Annotated in this window: 20 protein-coding genes; 9 read left to right on the top strand and 11 right to left on the bottom strand. The window is 59.9% G+C overall.

Annotated elements, in window-relative coordinates; all coding sequences use genetic code 11:
• Nucleotides 1-168: 168 nt before the first annotated feature.
• Together PMI32_RS13520 and PMI32_RS13515 are read left to right on the top strand one after the other, a co-directional pair.
• Complete coding sequence (locus PMI32_RS13520; RefSeq protein WP_008029920.1) at nucleotides 169-2,403, top strand: TonB-dependent siderophore receptor; 2,235 nt, start codon at nucleotides 169-171, stop codon at nucleotides 2,401-2,403.
• Between the two features lie 98 nt (nucleotides 2,404-2,501).
• Nucleotides 2,502-2,702 carry a hypothetical protein gene (locus PMI32_RS13515; RefSeq protein WP_008029922.1) on the top strand — a complete coding sequence of 67 codons (201 nt, stop codon included), beginning with the start codon at nucleotides 2,502-2,504 and terminating at the stop codon, nucleotides 2,700-2,702.
• A gap of 109 nt (nucleotides 2,703-2,811) precedes the next feature.
• Here the strand turns inward: PMI32_RS13515 and PMI32_RS13510 are convergent, their stop codons facing one another.
• From PMI32_RS13510 to PMI32_RS13490, 5 genes are all read right to left on the bottom strand, one after another.
• Nucleotides 2,812-3,303, bottom strand: coding sequence for a GNAT family N-acetyltransferase (locus PMI32_RS13510; RefSeq protein WP_032828776.1), 492 nt, complete (start codon nucleotides 3,301-3,303; stop codon nucleotides 2,812-2,814).
• A gap of 132 nt (nucleotides 3,304-3,435) precedes the next feature.
• A complete protein-coding gene (locus PMI32_RS13505) occupies nucleotides 3,436-4,017 on the bottom strand; it encodes a DinB family protein (RefSeq protein ID WP_008029928.1) in 582 nt (193 codons plus the stop codon).
• 18 nt (nucleotides 4,018-4,035) lie between these two features.
• On the bottom strand, nucleotides 4,036-5,154 hold the full coding sequence (gene zapE, locus PMI32_RS13500) for a cell division protein ZapE (protein WP_008029929.1): 1,119 nt from the start codon (nucleotides 5,152-5,154) through the stop codon (nucleotides 4,036-4,038).
• A 30-nt stretch (nucleotides 5,155-5,184) separates the two neighbouring features.
• A complete protein-coding gene (locus PMI32_RS13495) occupies nucleotides 5,185-5,526 on the bottom strand; it encodes a nuclear transport factor 2 family protein (protein ID WP_008029932.1) in 342 nt (113 codons plus the stop codon).
• A 52-nt stretch (nucleotides 5,527-5,578) separates the two neighbouring features.
• Nucleotides 5,579-6,295 (bottom strand): helix-turn-helix transcriptional regulator, encoded by a 717-nt coding sequence (locus PMI32_RS13490; RefSeq protein ID WP_008029933.1) that lies wholly within the window; start codon nucleotides 6,293-6,295, stop codon nucleotides 5,579-5,581.
• Nucleotides 6,296-6,486: 191 nt separating this feature from the next.
• On the opposite strand from PMI32_RS13490, the gene PMI32_RS13485 reads away from it, so the two are divergent.
• Nucleotides 6,487-7,539 (top strand): aldo/keto reductase, encoded by a 1,053-nt coding sequence (locus PMI32_RS13485; RefSeq protein ID WP_008029935.1) that lies wholly within the window; start codon nucleotides 6,487-6,489, stop codon nucleotides 7,537-7,539.
• A 107-nt stretch (nucleotides 7,540-7,646) separates the two neighbouring features.
• Here PMI32_RS13485 and speB read toward each other — a convergent pair whose 3' ends face one another.
• Both speB and PMI32_RS13475 read right to left on the bottom strand, forming a co-directional pair.
• On the bottom strand, nucleotides 7,647-8,606 hold the full coding sequence (speB, locus tag PMI32_RS13480; RefSeq protein ID WP_008029937.1) for an agmatinase: 960 nt from the start codon (nucleotides 8,604-8,606) through the stop codon (nucleotides 7,647-7,649).
• A 21-nt stretch (nucleotides 8,607-8,627) separates the two neighbouring features.
• On the bottom strand, nucleotides 8,628-9,719 hold the full coding sequence (locus tag PMI32_RS13475; RefSeq protein ID WP_008029941.1) for a polyamine ABC transporter substrate-binding protein: 1,092 nt from the start codon (nucleotides 9,717-9,719) through the stop codon (nucleotides 8,628-8,630).
• A 101-nt stretch (nucleotides 9,720-9,820) separates the two neighbouring features.
• On the opposite strand from PMI32_RS13475, the gene PMI32_RS13470 reads away from it, so the two are divergent.
• Nucleotides 9,821-10,714, top strand: coding sequence for a LysR family transcriptional regulator (locus tag PMI32_RS13470; RefSeq protein WP_008029943.1), 894 nt, complete (start codon nucleotides 9,821-9,823; stop codon nucleotides 10,712-10,714).
• 190 nt (nucleotides 10,715-10,904) lie between these two features.
• The gene (locus PMI32_RS13465) at nucleotides 10,905-12,338 is read left to right on the top strand and encodes a nucleobase:cation symporter-2 family protein (RefSeq protein ID WP_008029946.1); all 1,434 of its coding nucleotides are present in this window, start codon (nucleotides 10,905-10,907) and stop codon (nucleotides 12,336-12,338) included.
• Between the two features lie 106 nt (nucleotides 12,339-12,444).
• On the opposite strand, the gene PMI32_RS13460 is transcribed toward PMI32_RS13465, so the two are convergent.
• Nucleotides 12,445-13,365, bottom strand: a complete 921-nt coding sequence (locus PMI32_RS13460) for a carbon-nitrogen hydrolase family protein (RefSeq protein ID WP_008029947.1) — start codon at nucleotides 13,363-13,365, stop codon at nucleotides 12,445-12,447.
• Between the two features lie 84 nt (nucleotides 13,366-13,449).
• Here PMI32_RS13460 and PMI32_RS13455 point away from each other — a divergent pair, with 84 nt between their 5' ends.
• Complete coding sequence (locus PMI32_RS13455) at nucleotides 13,450-14,358, top strand: LysR family transcriptional regulator (RefSeq protein ID WP_008029948.1); 909 nt, start codon at nucleotides 13,450-13,452, stop codon at nucleotides 14,356-14,358.
• An 8-nt stretch (nucleotides 14,359-14,366) separates the two neighbouring features.
• Here the strand turns inward: PMI32_RS13455 and PMI32_RS13450 are convergent, their stop codons facing one another.
• Nucleotides 14,367-14,618 carry a hypothetical protein gene (locus PMI32_RS13450; protein WP_007937833.1) on the bottom strand — a complete coding sequence of 84 codons (252 nt, stop codon included), beginning with the start codon at nucleotides 14,616-14,618 and terminating at the stop codon, nucleotides 14,367-14,369.
• A gap of 165 nt (nucleotides 14,619-14,783) precedes the next feature.
• Here PMI32_RS13450 and PMI32_RS13445 point away from each other — a divergent pair, with 165 nt between their 5' ends.
• Nucleotides 14,784-15,101, top strand: a complete 318-nt coding sequence (locus PMI32_RS13445) for an ElaB/YgaM/YqjD family protein (RefSeq protein WP_008029950.1) — start codon at nucleotides 14,784-14,786, stop codon at nucleotides 15,099-15,101.
• 112 nt (nucleotides 15,102-15,213) lie between these two features.
• Here the strand turns inward: PMI32_RS13445 and PMI32_RS13440 are convergent, their stop codons facing one another.
• Entirely contained in the window at nucleotides 15,214-16,254 is a 1,041-nt protein-coding gene (locus PMI32_RS13440) for an Ldh family oxidoreductase (RefSeq protein ID WP_008029952.1), read from the bottom strand.
• Between the two features lie 183 nt (nucleotides 16,255-16,437).
• Between PMI32_RS13440 and PMI32_RS13435 the strand changes: the two genes are divergently transcribed.
• Nucleotides 16,438-21,294, top strand: coding sequence for a dermonecrotic toxin domain-containing protein (locus PMI32_RS13435; RefSeq protein WP_008029953.1), 4,857 nt, complete (start codon nucleotides 16,438-16,440; stop codon nucleotides 21,292-21,294).
• A 97-nt stretch (nucleotides 21,295-21,391) separates the two neighbouring features.
• Nucleotides 21,392-22,393 (top strand): FecR family protein, encoded by a 1,002-nt coding sequence (locus PMI32_RS13430; RefSeq protein ID WP_008029954.1) that lies wholly within the window; start codon nucleotides 21,392-21,394, stop codon nucleotides 22,391-22,393.
• Between the two features lie 55 nt (nucleotides 22,394-22,448).
• On the opposite strand, the gene pvdQ is transcribed toward PMI32_RS13430, so the two are convergent.
• Entirely contained in the window at nucleotides 22,449-24,797 is a 2,349-nt protein-coding gene (gene pvdQ / locus PMI32_RS13425) for a bifunctional acylase PvdQ (protein ID WP_032828778.1), read from the bottom strand.
• Nucleotides 24,798-24,807 lie beyond the last annotated feature (10 nt).

The raw sequence follows: 24,807 nt of genomic DNA on the forward strand, positions 1-24,807 counted from the left end.
GGCAGATTCAACATCTATGCTGGCTGGGCCAACGTCTTCGCGAGCAAGCTTCGCTCCTACAATTGCACTGAAAGATAATAATTATTCTCGTTTATAACTAAATACCCCCGCCCTCCTTCGTCTTTGAACAAACGGAATTTTTTCATTGACGACAAGGAGTCGGCCGCGATGTTCGCGCCTATCACCCGTTCCATGACTTTTACCCTTGGGTTTTGCAGTGCCGTACTAAGCCCGGACCTGCTGGCTGAAACCGACCCGGACAAACAACCCTCCGCCCTGGTACTCGGTGCCACCAGCGTCACGGCCCAAGGCTTGGGCAGCACCACCGAAAACACCGGCTCGTACACCACCGGCGCCATGAGCACCGCCACCCGCCTGAACCTGTCGATCAAAGAGACGCCGCAATCGGTGTCCGTGATCACGCGCCAGCAAATGGACGACTTCAAGCTCGACACGCTCTCCGACGCCATGCGCCAGACCACGGGCGTGGTGGTTCAGCACAACGACTCGGACCGGGTCGTCTATTCCTCCCGCGGCTACACGATCAACAATTTCCAGATCGACGGGATGCTGAACACCTTCAACTACATGAAGTCCGATTCCGACACCATCATCTATGACCGTATCGAAGTCGTGCGCGGTGCAACCGGCCTGACCACGGGCGCAGGCGACCCTTCGGCCACCATCAACATGGTGCGCAAGCGTCCGACGGCGCAGTGGGAAGCCAAAACCGGTGTCAGCGGCGGCAGTTATGACGATTACTACAGTTACGTCGATGTCGGCGGGCCGCTGGCGTTCGACGGACGCTTGCGCGGGCGCAGCGTGCTGGCCTATCGCGACAGTCATTCGGTGCGCGACAAGTATCAGCTGCAAAGGGAAGTCGGCTACGGGATTCTCGAAGCCGATCTGACCGACGATACGCTGCTCGCCGTGGGTTATGACTATCAGGACAAACAGGTGCAGGGCACCTCTTGGGGGACCGTGCCCTACTGGAACGCAGACGGCAGCAAAGCCAACCTCGGCCGCTCCACCAACATGGCCACACCCTGGAGTTCCTGGCCACTGAAAGACAAGACCGCGTTCGCCACGCTGGATCAGCAACTGGGGATGGGCTGGCACCTCAAGGCGGCTTACACCCATCGCGAAAGCGACACCGACGGCAAGATTTACTATGGCGGAGGCGGCTTCCCCGAGGCGGATCGCAGCGGCATGATCGCCAACGTCAGCCACATGATCGGCACGCAAAAAATGAAGGCTTATGACTTCAATGTGTCCGGGCCGTATTCACTGTTCGGGCGTGAGCACGAAATGATGCTCGGGTATGGCGAAGCCGAACGCAGTGACGAAAGCCCGCACACCGTCGATGGCGCCCGCGCGAAGGACTACGAAAACGTACCCGACTGGAAGTACATGGGCGGCATCCCCAAATTCCCCGACACCGTCACCAGCCTGCCTGGCTCCAGCGACAACACCCGCCAAAAGGCCGGTTACCTGGCCACTCGCCTGACGTTGACCGACGATCTGCACGCCGTTCTCGGCAGCCGCTATGGCAGCTGGAAAGCGTCGAAAACGGCTAACAGTTACACCGACAATCTGCAGTTGAGCGAGTCCGAAGTTACCCGCCAGCAACACAACGACCTATGGACGCCATACGCCGGACTGCTGTACGACCTGACGCCCGAATACACGGCTTACATCAGCTACACCGATATCTTCAAGCCACAAACCAACCGCGACAGTAGTCGCAAGTACCTCGAACCGGTGGTGGGCAGCAACTATGAACTTGGCCTCAAGGGCAGCCTGCTGGAGGAGCGACTGAACCTCGCCACCGCCGTGTTCTGGAGCAAACAGGACAATGTCGCCGAACGCGACGATTCGGTGCCACCGGACCCGGTTACCGGCGAGGAGTTCTACACCTCCAGCGGTAAGGGCAACAAGGTTCAGGGTTTCGAAGCCGAACTCTCCGGCGAGGTCATGCCGCACTGGAACATGACCGCCGGTTACACCTACACCCACTCGGTCAATGGCGAGGAAAAGCGCACCAATACCAGTCAGCCGCTGAACCTGCTTCGGGTGTCCACTTCGTATCGCCTGCCTGGCGACTGGCAGGCCCTGACCGTGGGCGGTGCAGTGAACTGGCAAAGTGACGTTTACCGCGCCGCCAGTCGCCCGGTCGGACGCAACGCCGCTGGCAATGTGATAACTGAACGCACAAACATCCGGCAAGGGGCGTACACCGTGGTCAACCTGATGTCACGTTACGAGTTCGACCCGCACCTGTCCGCCTCGCTCAACGTCGAGAACCTGTTCGACAAGAAGTATTACGACAACGTCGGTTTCTACAACGGCGTGTATTGGGGTGATCCGCGTACGGTGACACTGAGCCTGGACTGGAAGCTCTAGGCGCAGTTAATTCCCAATCGACGAAATCGGCAGATAATGTTCTCGCGACATTGCTTCATGGATGAAAAGCACCCGATATCCGTTTTGGGAGGCGAACCATGAAACGTACACCCTTGATCGTTGCCGGCCTGATGACGTTCATTTCGGTCAGCGTATTTGCCGAAGGTGGCGCAGAACGCATGCGCTATTACTACGAAAGCCTGCGGCTCAGCCAACAGGAGAATCAAAGTCAGCAAACCGCTGAGGTCCGGGTTCCGGACGATCAAACGGCGCAAGTGACCGAGCATTACAAACCTTGAACAGGGTTATGTGAAACTCGGACCTGTAGGAGCCGGCTTGCTGGCGATGGCGATTTCACAGACGCCATCGCCAGCAAGCCGGCTCCTACAATGTGCAGTACACAGGGGGTTAAAGGGGTTTGGTCCAGAACAGCATCCGGCCGTGCTCCGGATCGAACATGCCGGCGCTGAAGCCGAATTTAGCGTAGGACGACTGCGCCACGGCATTGCCTTCCAGCACTTCCAGCGTGATTTTGCAGCAGCCGCGCTGACGGGCGATTTCCTCGACCTTCTGCAGCATCTTCTGGCTCAGGCCCAATCCGCGAAACTGTTTCACCACCACCACGTCATGCACGTTGACCAATGGCCGACAGGCAAACGTCGAAAAACCTTCAAAGCAATTGACCAGCCCTGCCGGTTCGCCCCCGACGAAAGCCAGCACGCTGAACGCATGGGGACGTTTGGCGAGTTCCCCCGGAAGGTGCTCCAGCACCTCGGCCGGCAAAGAATGACCGATACCCATCGGGTCCTCGGCGTAATGATTCAACACCTGACCTATCGCCTCGGCATGCACCGGATTGGTGTAACTGGCCTGAAGCACTAGAATTTCTGCGGATTCCATTTCCATCCTCGATTGTGGGAGCGTGACCGACTTGCCGGCGATGAGCCTGAGAGCGTCGCGTTTAAAAAGCAAGCCCGCGTTATCGTTGACGTCCATCGCGAGCAGGCTCGCTCCCACAGGGAAAATCCGCTTTCAATACCCCCAGATCAATGCTTCGGTCCACCCCAGTTCGGCGAAATCCGCAGCCCTCAGGCCCGACTCCCCCGCGCAGAAAAACTCGTCCAGTTGTGGTGGCGCAACCGACGTGCCGCTGAGCATGGCGTGTACCTGCCCGCGATGATGGATCTGATGCTCGAACAGATGAGACAGCAGGCGCAAACGACTGTCGAATTGCGGCGTGTCTCGGGCGATTGTCACGATCTTGCCCAGGTCGGCGTCGCGCATTTGCTCGCAATAGGCGATCAGGCGGCGGTCAACCTGGGCCTGTTCGCGCTGCAGGTCAGCGGCAGCGGTGAACGGCTCGTCTTTGTTGAAGAACACCGTGCATTCAGGATGCGGAACATCGCCACGCAACTCCCGTTCCAGCGCATCCATGTAAAACCAGTCGCAGGTCAGGATGTGGTTGAGGGTCGCACGCAGGCTGGGGAAGAAACTGACGCGCGGCGCCGCCAGCTCCTCTGCGCTCAACTGGCTCCAGGCCTTGGCCAATCGATGATTGGCCCAGGCGTTCTGATAAGCCATGGTCAGCAAATGGTGGGACAAGGGCTGATTCATGTTCGCGGCTCCTTGGGTTCAAGCGTCGGCGAAACGTTGCAGCTGCATTTCCTGTAGGCGACTGAGTGTGCGGCGGAACGGGAATTCCAGATAGCCTTCGGTGTAGAGCGATTCCATCGGCACCTGGGCTTCGAGGTACAACGGCACTTTGCGGTCATAGCATTCGTCCACCAACGCGATGAAGCGCCGCACACCGTCGTCGTGCACCGACAATTGCGGCAACTCGCGATCACCCGCCACCACCCGCTCGACTCCGTCTTCGGTGCCACGGGCGATGCGGCCGGCGCGTTTTTGCGCGCTGAGGTTGGGCACGTCACTCAACAGAATAGCCCTGAAGGTGTCGCACAGGGCCATGAAATCCATGGCGGCAAAGGGTTGCTCACAGAGGTCGGCGTAACGGCTCCAGAGCACGGTTTCACTGGCCTGCACCACATTCAGCGAGCGGTAACCGACCTTGATCGGTTCGCTGGAGACTGACTGGCCGGCGGTCAGCGCCTTGAACACATCCTCCAACGCGCCGGGTTGCCCGGGCGCGGCGACCCAATAGCGTTGCAAACCAGCGCCGGGATGCAGGCGATGATCTTCGCCGCCATCCACCGCGATCACCTGCATGTGCTGCTTGATCGCCTCGATCGCGGGCACGAAGCGATCGCGGTTGAAGCCATCGGCGTACAGCATGTCCGGCGGCTGATTGGACGTGCAAACCACCACCACGCCCTCCTCGAACATCACCTGAAACAAGCGCCCGAGAATGATTGCGTCGCCAATGTCGTTGACGAACAGCTCATCGAAACACAGCACGCGAACTTCTTCGCTCAGCTCGCGGGCCAGGGCCTTGAGCGGATCGGCGGTGCCGGTCAGCTGAAACGAGCGTTGATGCACCCACCCCATAAAATGGTGAAAGTGCTGGCGCCGGGCCGGGACCTGCAGGCTTTGGTAAAACTGATCCATCAGCCAGGTCTTGCCACGCCCGACGGGGCCCCACAGGTACACGCCCGTGACCGGCGTCTGACCTTCATGCAACGCTTCATAGCATTTTTGCAACGCCCAGACGGCATGTTCCTGGGCTTCGTCCTGGACGAAGCCCTTCTGTTCGATGGCGTGTTGCCAGGCGCTTAACGGGGAGTCGGCATTCATGCGCGGCAGTATGCCATCGTGACGCGACATCTACAGTGAAATGTCCAGCCGGGCGATCTTGCCCTGCTCGTTCAGGCGAAACATGTAGCGCAGCTCCAGCGGACTGCCGGGAAACGTCCCGGAGATCAGGTTGTGCACCAACACCTTGCCGGTGCGCTGTTGCACGTCGAGCACTTCGACCCTTGGCTGGTAACGCCGGGCGGTGTCTTGCATCCATTGGGCGATAGCCTGGGTGCCAATCCGGTGTTGACCTTCATCGAACACATTGGCGTCCTCAGCGAAAAAACTGGCGACCGTCGAGGTGTCGCGGGCATTGGCGGCAGCAATGTAAGCGGCGATGGCGGGCGCTAGTGCAGAGGCAGGATGGGACATGGTGACAGCTCCTTGTTGGTTGATTCTGACGCCATGCTAGAACACGCCTGTGTCAGTTCTTGTCAGGAGTGAAACGCCCCGCTTCATCCAGTTGCATCTGCTTGCGCCAGGTGCGCAGCAGATCGCTGCGCCGCCCCGGATAACGCTCGCCCTGCTCGCTCGCCGCCGAAATCCGGTCGGTACGAAAAGTCCGATAGGCGCCGCGCAACTCACACCAGGCGACGATGATCCGCACTTCATTGAGAAACCCCAGCGCCAGCGGCCAGATCAGCCGCTGACTCGGCACTTGCTGTGCGTCCGCATAGTCGATGTGCAGCTTGGCCTGTTCGCGAATCGCCTGGCGAAACGCATTCAGCGGCACGGCATTTGGCGCGAAGCCATAACCGGGCGGGCCCGGCATTACCGTCGGGTTGCGCAGAGCGTCCAGCGCTTCGGGCGCCAGTACCGCAGCAATCTTGGCCAACGCATCGGCTGCCGCTTTGCTCAACACTTCATCGCCGCGCTGATCCACGTAACGCAGCCCCAGCACGATGGCTTCGGTTTCATCGGCATTGAGCATCAACGGCGGCAGGAACAAACCGCTGCGCAACACGTAACCGATCCCCGCCTCACCGTAGATCGGCGCGCCCAGTGCGGTGAGTTCCGCGATGTCGCGATAGAGCGTACGCTCGGAAATCTCAAGCTCGCTGGCGAGTGTCGCCGCCGTGACCGGACGACTTTTGCCGCGCAGCACTTGCAACAGGGTCAGTAAACGCGTGGTGCGAGACACGATCGGCAGGCTCTTTTCGGAAAGGATGTCGCAGATTAGCAGAGCCCCCTGTCAGAAAGTGGCAGTAACCACGGGCCCGTTTTGCCACTCATGAAAAAGCACCTTGACTGAATACATGACTAGCATCATCTTAAATACATGTCTTTCGACATTTATATTGATCCGCAGCGTCTTCCTTCAGGAGTCATCCCATGCATTACAAAGTGTTCGGCCGAAAAACCGGCTTGCGCGTTGCGGAACTGGCGCTGGGTGCCGGTAACTTTGGTACCGGTTGGGGTCATGGTGCCGAGCGCGATGAAGCCAAGCGCATCTTTGATGGCTACCTGGAGGCCGGCGGTAATTTCATCGACACCGCCAATGGCTATCAGGGTGGTCAGTCGGAAGCCATGCTCAGCGAGTTTATCGCCACAGAGCGCCATCGCCTGGTCATCGCCACCAAATACACGTTGGGGACTACACCGGCCGCAGGCATTTCCCACACCGGCAACAACCGCAAGAACATGGTCCGCGCCGTGGAAGAAAGCCTGACACGGCTCAAGACCGACCACATCGACCTGTTCTGGGCGCACATGAGCGACGGTGTCACGCCCACGGAAGAAATCCTCCGTGGTTTTGATGATCTGGTGCGCGCCGGTAAGATTCATTATGCCGGGCTGTCGAACTTCCCGGCCTGGCGCATCGCCCGCGCCGACCTGCTGGCTGAAGTTCGCGGTTTTGCGCCGATTGCCGCCATTCAGGTCGAGTACAGCCTCGCCGAGCGCACAGCTGAACGTGAACAACTGCCGATGGCCGAAGCGTTGGGGCTGGCCGCGACCTTATGGTCGCCGCTGGGTGGCGGGTTCCTGACCGGAAAATACCGCTCCAGTGACGAAAACAACCGTGCCGCCAAACTGGGCATGCTGGTACACGCCGAAAAAAGTACCCGCGAAACCGCCCTGCTCGACACCTTGCTTGCAGTCGCGGCGGAGCTGGACGCTAGCCCGACGCACGTGGCCATTGCCTGGCTGCGGGAAAAAGCCAAACGCTCGACCACGGCGCTGATTCCGATTCTGGGTTCGCGTACGCGTGAGCAGCTGGACGCGACATTGGGCGCGTTGGATGTGCAGTTGAGTGCCGATCAGTTGTCGCGGCTGGATGGCATCAGCGAAGTGGCGAAAGGTGTGCCGCATGAGTCCATTGCTGGTTCTTTTGCACGGTTTAGCGGGGGCGAAACCCTGGATCTGCCAATAATCCCGGTCACCTGAAAAAGCATCGCCGGCAAGCCGGCTCCTACAAGTTTTGCGGCGTTCACATCTGTTGTGTTCGGCGCAATCGTGTAGGAGCCGGCTTGCCGACGATGGCGTCAGCACGGTTATTGATCGACCTTATGCTTCGCCGCATAAAGACACAGCATCTCCATCGCCAACGTCGCCGCCGCCAGTGAGGTAATGTCCGCACTGTCGTAGGCCGGCGCCACTTCCACCACGTCCATTCCCACCAGATTGATCCCGCGCAAGCCGCCGAGGATTTCCAGCGCCTGCACCGTGCTCAAACCGCCACACACCGGTGTGCCGGTGCCGGGTGCGAAGGCCGGGTCGAGGCAATCGATGTCGAACGTCAGGTACACCGGGTTGTCGCCGACCCGTGCGCGAATCGCTTCGACAATCGCGTCCACCCCACGCCGATGCACTTGCCGTGCATCCAGCACTTGAAAGCCCTGAGGATCGTCATTGGTGGTACGCAAACCGATCTGCACCGAGCGCGACGGGGCCACCAGACCTTCCTTGGCCGCGTGCCAGAACATCGTGCCGTGATCGACGCGCTTGCCCTCTTCATCCGGCCAGGTGTCGCTGTGCGCGTCGAAGTGAATCAACGACAGCGCCCCATGTTTACGGGCATGCGCCTTGAGCAATGGATAACTGATGAAGTGATCGCCGCCGAACGTCAGCATCGCGCAACCGGCATTCAGAATGTGCTCGGCGTGGGCTTCAATGCTTTCCGGCACCGAATGCGGCGAGCCGTAATCGAAGTCGCAATCACCGTAGTCGATCACCGCCAGATGATCGAACGGGTCGAACGTCCATGGCCAATGGCGCTCCCAGGCGATCCCGGTGGACGCCGCACGAATGCCGCGCGGTCCGAAACGCGCGCCGGGACGGTTGCTGGTGGCGGTATCGAACGGCACGCCGCTGACGGCCACGTCGACACCGCGCAAGTCGCGGCTGTACCGGCGACGCATGAAACTGGTGATACCGGCGTAGGTACTTTCGGCGGCAGTCCCGTAGAGACTGTCGCGGGTCATGGCCTGATCGTTTTGCACTGGGACGTCCATCAGGTGCTCCTTCTTGTTTATTTATTGGCGGCTACGGAAAGTGGTCCACAAACGGGTGCGCTGACGCATGTCCTTGAGGCTCATGCTGCGGTCGGCGTACAACCGTTCGCGCACATCGGCCAGCGGGTAAATGTCGGGATCGCTGCGTACCGCCTCATCCACCAGCGGTGTGGCGGCCTGGTTGGCGGTGGCAAAGAACAGCGTGTTGGTCAGCGCCGCCACGGATTCGGGACGCAACATGAACTCGATGAAGACGCGAGCGGCTTCGGGGTGCGGCGCGTCCTTGGGGATGGCCAGGTTGTCCTGCCAGACCAGCGTGCCTTCCTTGGGAATCCGGTACGCCACTTCATACGGTTTGTTGGCCTTGCGCGCCTGATCGGCGGCCATGCTCGCGTCACCGTTGTAGGTCAAGGCCAGGCAGACGCTGCCGTTGGCCAGGTCGTTGATTTGCCGGCCACTGGCGACGTACAGCACATTCGGCTGCAACTGATGCAATAACGCCTCGGCGGCTGACAGATCGGACTTGTCGGTGCTGTAGGGATCTTTACCGAGGTAGTGCAGCGCCAGGCCGATCACTTCCTGCGGCGAATCGATGATCGCCACGCCGCAATCTTTCAGCTTGCTGGCGTATTCGGGTTTGAACAGCAAGTCGAGGCTGTTGAGCGGCACATCCGGTAAGCGCTTTTTCACCGCATCCACATTCATCCCGAGTCCGAGCGTGCCCCAGGTATATGGCACGCCGTAGCGGTTGCCGGGATCGACCGCGGCGAGTTTTTCCAGCAAGTCCGGATCGAGGTTGGCGTAGCCCTTGAGGCCTTCATGGGGAATCGCCTTCAACGCACCCGCCGCCAGCCCTCGCGCCAGCACGCTGGACGACGGCACCACCACGTCATAGCCGCTACCGCCGGTGAGCAACTTGGTTTCTAGGACTTCCGAGGAATCGAAGGTGTCGTAGCGCACGTGAATGCCGGTTTCCTGCTCGAAACGTTGCAAGGTTTCCGGGGCCACGTAATCGGCCCAGCTGTAAAGATTGACGACCTTCTCCTCGGCATGGGCCGACACGGAGGCGGCAAGGAACAGCGCGGGTAAACACAGCTTGAATAGAGGAGCCATGACGAACACCTGACCAGAGGAAGTGGCCCCAGCATGCGTCGTCGGATACATTGGAAAAATACCAAGTCAGTTACCCTGACTTTATTGCGGAGTAATGTTTGATGCTCGGCCAGCTTCACGATGTGGATCTGCAATTGCTGCGCCTGTTCGTCAGCGTGGTGGAATGCGGCGGTTTCAGCGCAGCCCAGGGTGAATTGGGCCTGAGCCAGTCGAGCATCAGCCAGCAAATGGCCAGGCTTGAAACCCGGCTTGGCTATCGGCTGTGCAGTCGCGGCAAGGGCGGATTCAGGATCACCCCCAAAGGCGAACAACTGTTGACCGCGACACGCGGACTGTTTGAATCCATTGAAGCGTTCCGTCATCAATCCAATGGCGTGGCCGGCCGGCTGATCGGCGAGGTGCGCCTGGGGCTGTCCGAAGCCGTGGATCAATCGGTGCTGCAACGGGTGGCCGAGGCGATCCGACGCTTTCGCGAGCGCGATGAGTCGGTGCGCATCGAGTTGATCAGCGCTATGCCCGGCGAGATGGAGCGCTTGCTGCTGCAACAACGGCTGGACCTGGCGATCGGCTATTTCTCACAGGTGCAGAGCGCGTTTGACTACCGCGAACTGTTCAGCGAAACCCAGCACTTGTATTGCGCCGCCGGCCATCCGCTGTTCACCGACGAGGCACCGGACGATCAAGCGTTGCAGGCGTGCGACCGGGTGGATCACCCTTACCGCTTTCTGCGCAGCGACGAGCCCTTTCAGGGCAAACGGTGCTCGGCGCGCTCGGAACAGGTCGAAGGCACCCTCGCCTTCATTCTGTCCGGCAAGCATGTCGGTTACCTGCCCAGCCACTTTGCCCGCAGTTGGGAGGACAAAGGATTGCTCAGGGCCGTGCGCCGCAGCGATATGAGTTTCGACGTGGCATTCCATCTGGCCCGCCACCGTGCGCAGGTGCCGGGGGATGCGCAGAAAGCCTTTGAAGAGGATTTGCTGGCAGCGTTCACCTGAAGAACACCACAAACCCTGTAGGAGCGAGCCTGCTCGCGATGGCGGTGTGTCAGTCGATACAAATGTTGGCTAACACACCGCTATCGCGAGCAGGCTCACTCCTACAAGGGTTTTGTGTAAGTCGATGAATTTTCTGGCATCCTGCGCCTCCATTTTCTGACCCGGCCCGCCTTTCGGCACGCAAACCACCATGACCGCCTCTGAAAAAGCCCCTGCCCCGCGCCACAACGACCTGATCTACGGCCTCGACGACCGCCCTCATTTGACCGCCACCGTCTTCGCCGCCCTGCAACACGTACTCGCCAGTTTCGTCGGCATCATCACCCCGACCCTGATCATGGGCAGCGCCCTCGGCCTGCAAAGCGAAATCCCCTATCTGATCAGCATGGCGCTGTTTGTCTCGGGGCTGGGCACCTTCGTCCAGGCGCGGAAGTTCGGCCCGATCGGTTCCGGTTTGCTGTGCCTGCAAGGCACCAGTTTCTCGTTCATCAGCGTGATCCTCAGCGCCGGTTTCATGGTCAAGGCCCGCGGCGGCGGTACTGATGAGATCCTTTCGACAATCTTTGGCGTGTGTTTTTTCGCCGCGTTCATCGAAGTGGTGTTGAGCCAGTTCATCGGCAAATTGCGGATGCTGATCACGCCGGTGGTAACCGGGACGATCATCACGTTGATGGGGTTGTCGCTGATCAAAGTCGCCATGACCGACATCGCCGGCGGCTTCGGCGCGACGGATCTCGGCGCCGCCAGTCACCTCGCGTTGGCTGCGTTGGTGCTGGGCACCATCGTTGTGCTGAACCGTGTTGATGTGCCGTTCCTGCGCCTCGGCGCCATCGTGATCGGCCTGACCCTCGGTTATTTCGTGGCGTGGCTCATGGGCCAAGTGGATTTCGGCAGCATGCCCGACGTACCGCTGATGAGCGTGCCGGTGCCGTTCAAGTACGGTTTCAACTTCGACTGGGTGGCGTTCGTGCCGGTGGCGGTGATTTTCCTCGTGTCGCCGCTGGAGGCGGCCGGTGACCTGACGGCCAACTCGATGATTTCCCGGCAGCCGGTCAAAGGCCCGATCTACATTCGCCGGATCAAATCCGGCCTGCTCGCCGACGGCCTCAACTCGGCCATGGCGGCGGTGTTCAACAGCATGCCGATGGTGACCTTCGCGCAGAACAACGGCGTGATTCAACTGACCGGCGTGGCCAGCCGCTACGTGGCGTTTTTCATTGCCGGCCTGCTGGTGGTGCTGGGGCTGTTCCCGATGATCGGCGCGGTGCTGCAACTGATGCCGAAACCGGTGCTCGGCGGCGCTGAACTGGTGATGTTCGGCACCGTTGCAGTGGCCGGGATCAAGATCCTCGCCGAAGCCGGCCTGCATCGGCGCAACATGCTGATCGTGGCGATTTCCCTTGGCATGGGCTTGGGTGTGGCGGCCGTACCGGAGGTATTACGCGAGCTGCCCAAGGCGCTGCATAACATCTTTGAATCGCCGATTACCGTCGGCGCGTTGTGCGCTATCGTGCTGAACATCTTCCTGCCTGAGGAATTCATCGAGCTGGAAGAAGACGATTTCGACCCGGAAGCCTCGATCCTCCAGGTCATGGAAAACCCGGATGTCCCGGCCAAAGGTTAACCCGCCACTCTGTAGGAGCCGGCTTGCCGGCGATGGCGGCCGTGAGACTTGCGTTGATTATTCGGCCGCCATCGCCAGCAAGCTGGCTCCTACAGGGGGTGGTGTGTCAGAGGAAGCGGACACCGGGTTTGGCGCGCTCATCCACAGTCAACTCAAACACATCCGGGCGCGCGTAATGGCCGACGACGTCGTAGTCGTAACGCGCTCGGATCAGGTCGTCGGTGTCGATTTCGGCGGTGAGCAGTCCGCGCTCGCCGCGTAGCGGCCCGGCCAGAATGTCGCCCATCGGGCCAACGATTACGCTGCCGCCGGCAATCAACGGCCGGTCCGCCGGCCAGTTGGCGATCTCTACGCCCAGGGCTTGCGGCGAGTCCTGAACCTGGCAGGCACTGACCACAAAGCAGCGCCCTTCATGGGCGATGTGGCGCATGCTCACCTGCCACATCTCCCGCTCGTCCACCGTGGGCGCGCACCACACCTCCACACCTTTGGCGTACATGGCGGTGCGCAGCAGCGGCATCATGTTTTCCCAGCACACCACCGCGCCGATACGCCCCACCTGGCTGTCGATCACCGGCAAAGTGGAGCCATCGCCCTTGCCCCAGATCAGCCGTTCGGTGCCCGTGGGCATCAGTTTTCGGTGTTTGGCGACCAGTCCGGCCTGCGGATCGAAATACAACGCGGTGCAATACAAGGTGCTGCCGGCGCGCTCGATGACGCCAATCACCAGATTGGCCCCGGTGCGCGCCGACAACCCGGCCAGCGCTTCGGTTTCTACGCCTGGCACGTCGATGGCATTGGCGAAATACCGGGCAAATGCTTCTCGACCTTCCGGCAGGCGATAACCCAGTTGCGTGCCGAACCCCTCGCCTTTCGGGTAACCACCAAGCAACGCTTCGGGCATGACCACCAGCGCCGCGCCGGCTTCAAGGATGGCGTTTTCGTACGAGAGAATTTGTTCCAGGGTCTCGGCCTTGCCGCCGGGCAGTGCGCCGATTTGCAGTGCAGCAACGATTGACTTGGGCATTGCAGTAACTCCATTCGAATCGGGTGTTGCTCATTCTCAGGCGCTACCGGATCATGAACAAAGCCCCGTTCGCTGCTGAATGATATGAACGCCATGAATATCGCCACCGTCGATCTCAACCTGCTCAAAGTCTTCGAAGCCTTGCATGAAGAGTCCAGCGCCAGCCGTGCGGCGTTGCGTCTAGGCGTCACGCAGTCGGCGGTCAGCGCGGCGTTGCGCCGACTGCGCGAGGTGTATGGCGATCAGTTGTTTGTGCGCACCGGCCGAGGCCTGGCGCCGACGCTCAGGGCCAATCAGTTGAAACCGGTGGTCAGCGACGCGCTGAACAAATGCCGACAAAGCCTGGCGATGGTTGATCCGGCCGCCCATCACTACGAAGGGCGTTCGGTCACGGTGGGCATGTCGGATGATTTCGAAATTGCCTACGGCCGCCGCTTGATCGAAGAGATCGCCCGTTGCGCGCCGAAGTTACGGCTGATCTTCCGCCAGACCCACAGTCAGATCGTCGCCCACGCGTTGATGGAGCGCAGCATCGACCTGGCGATCACGGCCGGCGGGTTTGCCGAACGGTTGCTGAGTCGTCAGGTGCTGGGGGAAGGCGATTATCTGTGTCTGGTTGACCCGACGAGTCTGGCCGCGGGACAACAAACCATCGACCTTGATGAGTTCGTCACCCGTGAACATATTCTGGTGTCATCGGGTGGTTTTATCGGGATCACCGACGAAGGATTGGCCGCATTGGGCCTGAGCCGGCGGGTATGCGCTTCGACCACGCATTTCGCGGCGTTGCCGCATCTGCTCAAGGGCAGCCAGGCGGTGGCGACCATCCCGGCACATGCCGCCCGAAGCATCGCCGCGCTCAGCGGGTTGACGCTGCTGCCCTGCCCGTTGGCATTGCCGCGTTACCCGATCGAGCTGGGCTGGCGTACCAGCACGCAGCTCGATCCGGTGGTGTTGAAAGTACGTGAGGCGATTGTCACGATTTTTGCGTGAAGCCGGCCTTATTTGGCCGCCATCAACCGATTGACTTCACTGCGCACCATGTTGGCGAATTCCGGAGGCGACATGCCATCGAGTTCGGAACGGACCCACTCGGCCCATTTGCCTTTGCGCTTGGCGCGTTCGCCGAACAAGCGTGCGGCCTCGCCTTTGGCTTTGCCCAGGTTGTTCTGCCAGAGTTCGAACAGACGGGATTTCTCGTCTTCAAGCGCTGCGCGCTCGGCAAGGGGTTTGTCGGCCAGATTGAAGCTCATGGGGAGTTACCTGCTGCGTAAATAGGCGACATCTTACACTGTAGGAAGAAATGTCCTGCGCAGGATTTTTCTACAGGAGGGCCTGCGCAGGTAAAATCGCTGCAACTTTTTCAATCGCCGCAGACTCCATTGTTCACTGCCCACTCACCTGCAAGGAGTATCCCAATGGCTCGGAAAACCGCCGCACAAGCCGCCGAAGACCAAATCAAGGATCAAGCGTTCAGCGAGCTTCAGGCGCTGATCGAAGAGTCGGAAAAGTTGCTGAAAAGCAGTGCCTCACTGGTCGGTGAGGAAGCGGACACGCTCCGTGGGCAAATCGCCCAGAAACTCCAGCAGGCGCGGGACTCGGTGACCCGCGTTCGTGACCGGACCTTGCCTGCGGTCGAAGCGACAGAAACCTATATCGGTGGTCATCCGTGGCAAACCGTGGCGATTTCCGCCGGTTTCGGTTTGGTTGTCGGGTTGCTGTTAGGTCGTCGTTAATACGAGGGCACAGGCTAAACGCAATTCACTGTAGGAGCCGGCTTGCTGGCGATAGCGATCTCAAGGACGCCATCGCCAGCAAGCCGGCTCCTACAAAATCCGTGTTTTGACGCTAGATTCCGGCTAGTTCGCGCAGATTCGCCAGCGTATCCGCATCCAGCTGAATACCTTCAGCGTTGGACTTGGCGCGCTGATGATGGCGGCGATCACCCGGCAACCGTTTGAGCCCCACACCGTGCATCTGCCGCACCAGTTCCTGGCTGCGCTCGGCAAAACTCTGCCCGGCGGCCTTGCTCGGATCGATCACGATCAACAGTTGGCCGGTCCATGGCGTCTTGGCACCAGGGTGGTTTTTCCAGTCGAATTCGAAGGAGAAATTGCCGCCGGTCAGCGCCGCCGCCAACAGCTCCACCATCATCGACAACGCCGAACCTTTGTGCCCGCCAAACGGCAGCAACGCCCCACCCTCCAGAATCGCTTTCGGGTCCTGGGTCGGCTGACCGAGGCCGTCCACGCCCATGCCCGCGGGCAAGCGCTCACCCTTGCGTGCGGCGATCTGCACATCGCCATGGGCGATGGCGCTGGTGGCCAGGTCGAAGACAATCGGATCGCCGTCCGCGCGCGGAGCGGCGAAGGCAATCGGGTTGGTACCGAACAGCGGTCGATCGGCGCCGTGCGGCACCACGCAGGTCATGCTGTTGACCACGCTCAACGCCACCAGCCCTTCATAGGCGAACGGCTCGACGTCCGGCCACAACGCCGCGAAGTGATGGGAATTACGAATCGCCAACACCGCGATCCCGGCGCTGCGGGCCTTCTCTACCAGCAAGGCACGTGCAGCGGCGAGCGCCGGTTGGGCGAAGCCATTGCCGGCGTCGACCCGGACAAAACCCGAGGCCACGTCTTCAACCACCGGCACGGCCTGGCCATTGACCCAGCCGCTTTTCAGCGTTGATACGTAACCGGGAATGCGGAACACGCCATGACTGTGGGCACCATCACGTTCGGCACCGGCGCAGTTGAGGGCCAGTGCCCTGGCGACTTCGGCGGAGGTGCCGTGACGAACGAAAATGCGTTCGAGCAAAAGGACGAGAGAATCAAAATCCAGGGTTGAGTTGGCCGAACTGACTGCCATTTCAGGCGAAGCGGTCATCTGAAGCTCCAGTGTTATTTTTAGAGGCGGGCGACAGGTCGATTAAGCGCTTTTTTACCGGCTTCCTGTCAAGTCTCTCGCGCAAGCAATATGTACCGCACCCCGCCTTTTCCCGCCCCCTATTGTTGCCCCTCGACCCAACGAACTGCGCTGAACACCGCCGCAGTCCATCGAGGAAACATCATGACGACACCTGCACTGCCGTATTTTTTTGACGAAGCCTTGTCTGCATCCACTGCCGGGCTACTTGGCGAACGGGAAACCGCGCAGGGCTTTACCCTGGACGATCTGAACTGGTTGAACACGGTTTACAAGCCGACCCAGGCAGCCCGCATAACCCATGAAAAACCGATGCAGGCCTTCCAGCTGCTGCTGTCTTTGCCCGGCAAGGCCGGCATTCCTTTGGCCGGCGCCTTTGCCATGAGCCGACCCGATAATGGCGCGGTCACGCTCTTCACACCGTGCAAAGGCTTGATCAAATTTGCGGGCATGGCCGACCTCAAAAACAAACTCAAAGAATGGTTGGCACAGGCCACTGAAAAAAGTGAACTGTTGCGCTTCCACTCCATCGAACAACGCCTGCCCTTGGCCGCCGCCGCTGCACTCGATATCTCCACTCGCGAAATCGAAGGCGCGGTATTCGAAGATCAGGAACTCACGCTCAAGCAACAGCAGGAACAAAACATCAAGGCGATGGCGGACGAGTTGGTCAAGATGCCCACCTTGCAATCAATGCTGGACGACCTCATCAAGCACGCGTTGTCCAAGCCATTCCCCAAACTGGACCAGCGTCTGACGCGGCTGAACAGTTTTGTCAGTACGGGTTCTGCGTTTGATCACCGTGGAACGCCCCATGGGATTGCAACGATGTCACTGAGCGAGGCCCTCCTGCATTTTTACCTGACGAATCAGTGGCCGACGGGCGCCTCCTGGGTATTTACCCATCCCGAGCACGCCACCAGCAGCAATGCCGATAACCAGACCTGGGAAAGCGCGGTAAAAAAAATCGCGCAAGGTTTTACGCCTCACCTGCATAGCCTGCTCGAGACCTTCTGGGACTCGCTCATGAGCAATGGCTTGTCGCGCCGCGCTTTTTTCACCGAGGGCCTGCAAGACACTTTTCACGCGAGGCTGCTAAATCAGCACCAACAGGGCACTTTGACGACAGAGCAATACCTGCGACTGATGAATGTCAGCCTTGCACCGGCCGCGAACGATCCCCTTCGCATCGAGAAAGTGCGAGTCACCGCCCCCTTGAAACATGTCGCGGAACTGGCCTCGACCTTGATGATCGGCGGAGCAGACACGCTGAGTTTCTTGTACAACCCTTTCCGAGGCATCGTGGCCACAAGCAACTTGCCAGAGGTGAAGAATGTTGTCCTGCCTTTGCTCGATAGCGAAGGGCATGAACACGCGCTGCTCAATTTCATGTCATTGGACGAACGCAATACGTTTCTTGGACTGGAAGCAAACGATCGGGTGATCGTCGGTGAACCTGTCGTCGGCTCGGTGTTTGCCCGCTTGATGACTGACATCATTGATAAACAACGGCAAAACCTCAGCCATGCCTTAAGCCGTTACCGCGAAAGCGAAGGCACGCTGGAGCCTCACGCCTTGCTCGACAGCGCCCTGGACGTCCGGGGATTGATCGACCGCCGCTTGCTGCGGGCTGAAGCCGCAGGACGTTGGAGCACACGGCCGGACCGAGACGTGTACATGCAACCGGCCACCGTGCGCGCCGAGTCGGCCAAAGGGGAGCTGTCGCTGCTGAGCTCGGTCGAACAGGCGCTCGATCAAGTCCTGGAAAAACACCCGGCCATTCCCCCGGCAACCCGCACGTTCACCGATGCGCAAAGCCTGGTCAACCTATCACTGGCAAGTTTGCAATCGAGTTTTACCCATACGCTGTCAACGGCACTGCACAGTGAATTGAAGCTTCGCGCCGTCTCACGCTCCCTGGGTGCGGCAGAACAGGCGATCATCAAAACCGTTCTCGATACGCCTACACGCGCGGACCGAGCGGCATTGAACGGTTTTTTGCCGGAGGTCTTTTCCCTGGCGTTGAAGGCCGGCACCGCGGCAACCCCACTGAAACTGGCCAGCTGTTTTGTCCTAACAGAACGCGGCGGCCTGGATCCGCTGCACTCGGGCAAGGCCATTCTGTGGACGCCGGCACTGGGCTTTGAAGCCTTCAAGGCACTGACGCCGCTAAAGGAAGAGCTCGAACGACGCCTTAAAGACGAGAATCATCGTTCCATGCTTCTGGAAAACCTCGGCCGTAGCGAGCGAGCGCCAGGCAGGGCCTACACACTGGCGCCGCTGCAACAGGTCCATGGGCATTTTCTCGACAATGTGCAAAGGCCCTTTGTTGATCTGGACCAGACCTTCGTCACCCGCGCGCTGACCACCCCGCTCTCCCCCGTGCCGCTGGCCAGCCTGCTGAACCTGGTGGCCCTGCGTGAACCGATGACCGGGCTGAATCGTGCGACCGACATCGCCCAATCTCTGATCACCCAGCAAAAGCTGCCGGCCTGGCTGGCCAAGGCGCCGATCAAAGAGCTGATCCTGCATGGCGAACTGCTTCAGCAGTACCTGAACAACGTCAAAGATGACGAGGATTACCTCACCGGCATCCGCTCATTGCAGCGCACCGCCCACCATGAACTGGAGAAACAACTCAAGGCCGACGACTTCAACATTGATCCGGACAAGGTCCAGGTCGAGATCAGCGCCAGCCCCTGGTCTGCGTCCGGCAAACAGACCCTGACCGATTTTGCGCTGGCTCACCTCAAGGACCTGGACACTGTCTCGCTCAAACTGACGTCGCTGGACACCACGGTCATTCCAGAGGGCATGGACGAACGCTACATCAAGGACCTGATGCACAAGCTGAAGCCGGGTGAGCACCAGCAGAAGATACTCAGCGCGGCCCTCGCAGACACCGAGGCAAACGCGATTCGCAGGCAGCGTTTTTACACGCAACTGCCCTGGCAACTGATGCACCACGCCCACGCGGAAAAACTGCAGGAGCGCCTGAGCGAAACCGGGTTCGATCTGATCCGCCAGGTCATGGACATGCCAGACGCCATCGCCCGTGCAGCCGTCGATGGCGCCCACGCGATCATCCGGCCCCTGGAGTTCCTCGGTGTCAGGAGCGGACAAACCGTCAAAGTGCTGGGCATCTATCTGATCGGCTCATCGGCCGACAGCACGGCGCCGCAGGTGCTTGTCGCCCCTCACAGTCCACGGCACGGGATCAAGGAATACCAAAGCGAAACCCAGCTGCTGGCAGAACTGAAGACCCGCGGCGCACTGCTCGATTGGGTGCTCATGAACCTGCCGCAACCCGAACGGATCTTGCTCGAAACCCGAATGGCAACGCGCAGCAACCGGGCTACAAGAGCCGTACCTGTGGCAACGGACAATACCGATGCCGACGTCAAGCTGGCGTCCAATCCAATCAAGGGGCACCTGTTCGGGCACTTGTTTCATGACAATGCCGCGTTGCTGAGCCGGTTGCTCGGTTGTCAGTCCGATAACCAAAAGCAGAGTGCATGGGCAACCATCAAGCACGTTCTGGGCGAGGACCTGCACGAGGCGTATTCATTTTTCATGGGCAAGCTCGCCTACCCTGTCACGGTGTACCACAGCTACCTTGACATCAAACAATCCGCCGAAGACCTGCAAACGCACAAATGGGGCGCGGCCCTCAGGGAATTCATCAGCGGCATTGCTCAACTCGCTTCGTTGCGACAATCGCTGGACATTCACGCACCGCCGACTTCCACGCCAGCCGCACCGACACCGGAAAAAACCGATGCCCGCTGCAAATGGCAGGACATAAAGGTGACCGCCCCCGAGCGCACAGGCTTGAAGCGTCATGAAAGCATCCACGTCGACCTGGGTTCGCTCAAGCCCGACTCAACACCCGGGCTCTACGCACATCCGACGACCAAGCAACTTTACGGGCCGGTAGAAGGCAAAGTGTTTCCGGTGACCAAACGCGGCACCCGCTGGCGCATCGCCGACACACAGACGCTCGGCCCTTATCTACGGCAAAACGAATCGAAACAATGGGTGCTCGACCGGGATACACCGACGCCGCAATTCGGCCTTATCCGTCGGCTCGATGCTTTGTACGCGGCTTGGGACGGCATGAACATCGACGCCCAGGGAATGCCGAAGATACGACGGGTTTTCCCGCAAAAGGCTCGTCAGATCGACGAAGCGCTGGACCAGGCAACGACCTATGCCTGGAACAGCTTTCGTAACCTGCAATTGCTGAAGACATCCGACGACAAAGCCACCCCCGTGCATCAACTCATCAAGCGTTTCATTGATGTGTCAGAGGTGTTGCCCGCGCATGTCGAGAAACTGGAAAAGGCCGTGGGAGACATGTTTACCGCCTTGCTGGACCCAACACTCAGAAAGACCAAGTCCAATCGGTTTGTTGTCGGCAAGGTAGTCGAAGGCGCAGACAGTACATTCGGTTTTATCGTTCCCATCGATGCACAGAAAAAAATCTATCTGGCAGAAAAATTCTTCTATCCCGGTTTCGACAACTACCGTAAACATCTTTCCGACACGGCCTTCCCGATCGACACGCATGCCCGGGCGGTGACCCTTCTGCATGAGCTTTCGCATATTGCGTGTAAAACCGAGGACATTGCTTATCTGGACCCTGTCAGACCCTTCGCCGAGCTGATCGGCACAGCTAGCGTGACCGCCACTGATCTCAAGAATGCACTGACCACCCTTCAGGACACTGCACTGTCGCTCAAGACTCCTTACACACAACTGTTCATGGCCCAGGATCCCGACACCGGCGAGTGGGAGGACCCGGGAAGTTCTACTTTGGAAAATACCGATCGGGTAAAAACGCATATCCTTTCGTTGACCGGTGCAGAAAACCTGAGCGGTGCTCGCGAGACCTTCAAAAGGAACTCACTGACCCGGCTGGCGGTACAACTTGGAAATGCCGACAGCGTGGCCTGGTTAATCAGTCATCTCGGGCGGGAGTTACACGTCAATACACCTTGAGTCCAGAAAATAAACAGCCGTTTGATGGGTAAATGCCATGACGGCTGTTCTCGCAGACTGCCCTCAAGGTTAGAATGCAGGAAATCAGGATGAGTCAATGACCGACACCCCTCTCTCGCAAGCCCAATATGACGCCATCACCGATGCCGCTGCGCACTGGTGCATGCGTTTGCACGCCACCGACTGCACGGCCGAGGAACGGCAAGCATTCGAGCAGTGGCTTGACGCTGATCCACTGCATGCGTTCGAGTACGAGGCCATGCTGGAGATTTGGGATGTCGCGGGAGATTTGCCTCGCCCCGAAACCGTCATGCCCGTCGCTCGCCTCCAACCCACAACGCCTTGGCGCACGTTCGGCATCGCTGCCGCCGTGTGTGCCCTGGCGTTGCCGCTGGCGGCTTTTAGCGGGTGGAACCTGGGCTGGATTCCCAACTCGTACCAGCATTTCGAAGCCAGCAATGCGGTCCGCCAGGTCACACTGAGCGATGGCAGCCAGGTCGAACTGAACCTTGGCACCGAGCTGACCTACAGCAATTACAAGGATCAGCGCCGCGTCAGCCTGGAAAAAGGCGAAGCCTTCTTCAAAGTCAGCCACGACGCGAACCACCCGTTTATCGTTCGGGCGGCGGAAGGCAGAATCCGGGTCACCGGCACCCAGTTCAATGTCTGGATGTACGAGGATCAGGTGCGCGTCAACCTGATCGAAGGTTCGGTTCTGGTCAGTAGCAACAATGACCTGCCGGGTGATGGCCTGCGGCTTGAGCCATCGATGCAGGCGCGCTACAAACACGGCGACTTCACGCCGCAAATCAGCCAGACCTACGCCAACGACAGCTCGCTGGCCTGGCGTCACGGCAAACTGGTGCTCGATAACCTGGCGTTGTCCGAAGCCCTGCCATTGATCAATCGCTACCTGAACACCCCGGTGATGGTCGCCGACAGCAGCACCGGCTCAATCCGCCTCGGTGGCATCTACAACATCAAGGAACTCAACAGCCTTGTGGCGACGCTGCCCAAGGTGTTGCCGGTCTACCTGACCCGCAACAAGGAAGGCAATCCGGTCCTCAATTCCATGCCGCAGCAACCGCCTAAAAGCTGAAGGCCGCAACCCTTGCGGGGTGCGGCCTTCTTTCTGAACGCAAACACTGTTCGATTTACTGTTTGGCCACCTTCGCGGCTTTTTCATCCTGCTCGCGAATTGTCTGTGTCTGGTACTGCGGGTCCGAAGTGATCTGCTGTTCGGTGAACGGCAACACACTCAACTGTTTCTTCGAGAAGGCCAGCGTCTGGTCATTGGCGTGCTTTGAGGCCGGGTCGCTGGACAACGAGAACGCCAACAGCCCTTTGGCCTGCGGTCCCTTGTCGTCGAACGTCACCACTTGCAAATAGCTGGTGCCACTGACCACTTCGCGTTTGCCGTCGGTTCTCGGCACGCTCTGAATCGCGTTATACACGCCCAGGGTGCCTGGTCCGCCGTGAATCGGCGTCTGCTGGCCACCGCTGCTGACCACCTGGATATCACCCCAGCGGCTGTCCGTCTTGAGTCCTGATGTGTTGACCGATTCCACCGACGCCAGCATCGCCTCACGCACAGCCTTGGCGACTTCCGGCCGATCGACCGCCAGGCCGCGAGGCGTGTGTTGCGGGTCCTTCGGGTCAAACACCACACGCCAGACATCCGGCGCTTCCTGCAGCGCTTCCATGACATTCTGGAAATGTACGAACCCCACGCCGCTGTCCAGATTCGCGCTGCGGTCCCAGGCTTTCAGACTGGCACACAGCGGTGTGAGCGTCGGCGCGTCGGCGCCCAGGTCTTCAGCGCAAAATTTCAACAAATCCGGCATCACTTGAGTCGCCTGATACACCTGATCGTCCATCACCATCTGTTGCAGATCGGCCGCGGCAATCGGGCCAGCCTTGTTCAGTGTGGCCAGGCGATCCAGGGCAAAACGTGAGCGCAGGCCCAACGGCTGGCTGTCCTGGCTGATCAGTGGCGAGAAACCGGTGAGCGGTTTTGCCGGGTTGGCCATCCACGCCGAATCGTTGGAGTGCTGCACAAAGTCCTTGCGCAACAACTGCGGTAATGCGTCCGAGGCATAAATACCTTTTTGCGCCGCTGTCGGGTCGATGTCCCAGGCACAAGCGCTGTTGGAACCGTCGAGCACGATCATCTGCAACCCGGCCCGTGGATCGCTGCACGCGGCCAGTTTGTCGGCACTGACGTTCGGCACCACCGACAGGTTCATGTACAGCGTCTGCCCCTGATCGTCCGCCGCCAGGGTGTTGACCCACGGGATGCCCTGGATCTTGTGAACCGAGGCCTGCAATTCCTTGAGGCTGACTGCACGATTCATCGCGTACCACTGCTGCAACACCCGGTCGTTATCGAGGTTGGCATCGCGCAGGCTGTAGGCGAACTGGTTATCCCAGTCCAGTTTTCCCGGCCATTGCACGATCGGGCCGAATTGCGAGCTGTAGACCACGCGAGAGACCGCACGGGTCTGCCCGTCAGGCTGTTTCACCTTAACGGTCACGGTCTGCTGCTTCATCGGCAGCGACTTGCCGTCGAGCAAATAGCGGGTCGAGTCCTTCGGATCGAGTTGCAGGCGATACAGGGTGAAATGCTTGGACGAGTCCACGGTGTGGGTCCAGGCCAGGTGTTGATTGAAGCCGATGTTGATCATCGGCAGACCGGGCAGCGCGGCGCCCATCACATCGAGTTTACCGGGGATGGTCAGGTGCATCTGATAGAAGCGCATCCCGCCGACCCACGGAAAATGCGGGTTGGCCAACAACATGCCACGGCCATTGAAGGAACGCTCACTGCCCACCGCGACTGCGTTACTGCCGCGATCCAGCGCGAAGCGTTGAATGCGCGCAGTGGCTAGCTGGAACTGCGCCGAGGTCTGCGTATTCTGCGCGACCGCTTTGGGCGGCGTGGCGCCGGCCAGCGCTTCGGCAAACTGCCCGACGCCGCCTTCGACCAGCAAGCGCCGGGTCAACTTGACCAGGTCCTGCGCGGTGATGTCCCGCACCCATTCGCCCTGGCATTGCTGCGGCAAACCTTGTGCGCGACGTTCCGCCAGCGAGCGGTTGTAACCGGCCACATACCCTTCAATGAGGTCGCGGACTTCCGGCGTTTGCGCCTGCCAGAACGCAGCGACCGCTTGCGGCGTATTCAACCAGTTGAAAAACACGTCGCTGACCTGATTTTCGCGCTCTTCGACCGTGAACTGCTCCGGGCCGAAAAAACGTGAACGCTCGCCGTTCACCGTGGTGATCTCATTGGCCAGCAGGCACAGATTGTCCTGCGCGTACGCGTAGCCGATGCCGTAGCCGAGGCCACGTTCGTTGTCGGCACGAATATGCGGCACGCCGAAGCTGGTCCGACGGATATCGGCCGTCGCCGAAGCATCCGGCTGGGTGCGCGCGTGTGCCGCAAGACTCAAGCCCACCAACACGGCGGCAAGGCTCAATCGGGTTAACTGCCTGGTAATAATCACACTCGCTCCT

Source organism: Pseudomonas sp. GM60 (assembly GCF_000282415.1).
Classification (GTDB): domain Bacteria; phylum Pseudomonadota; class Gammaproteobacteria; order Pseudomonadales; family Pseudomonadaceae; genus Aquipseudomonas; species Aquipseudomonas migulae.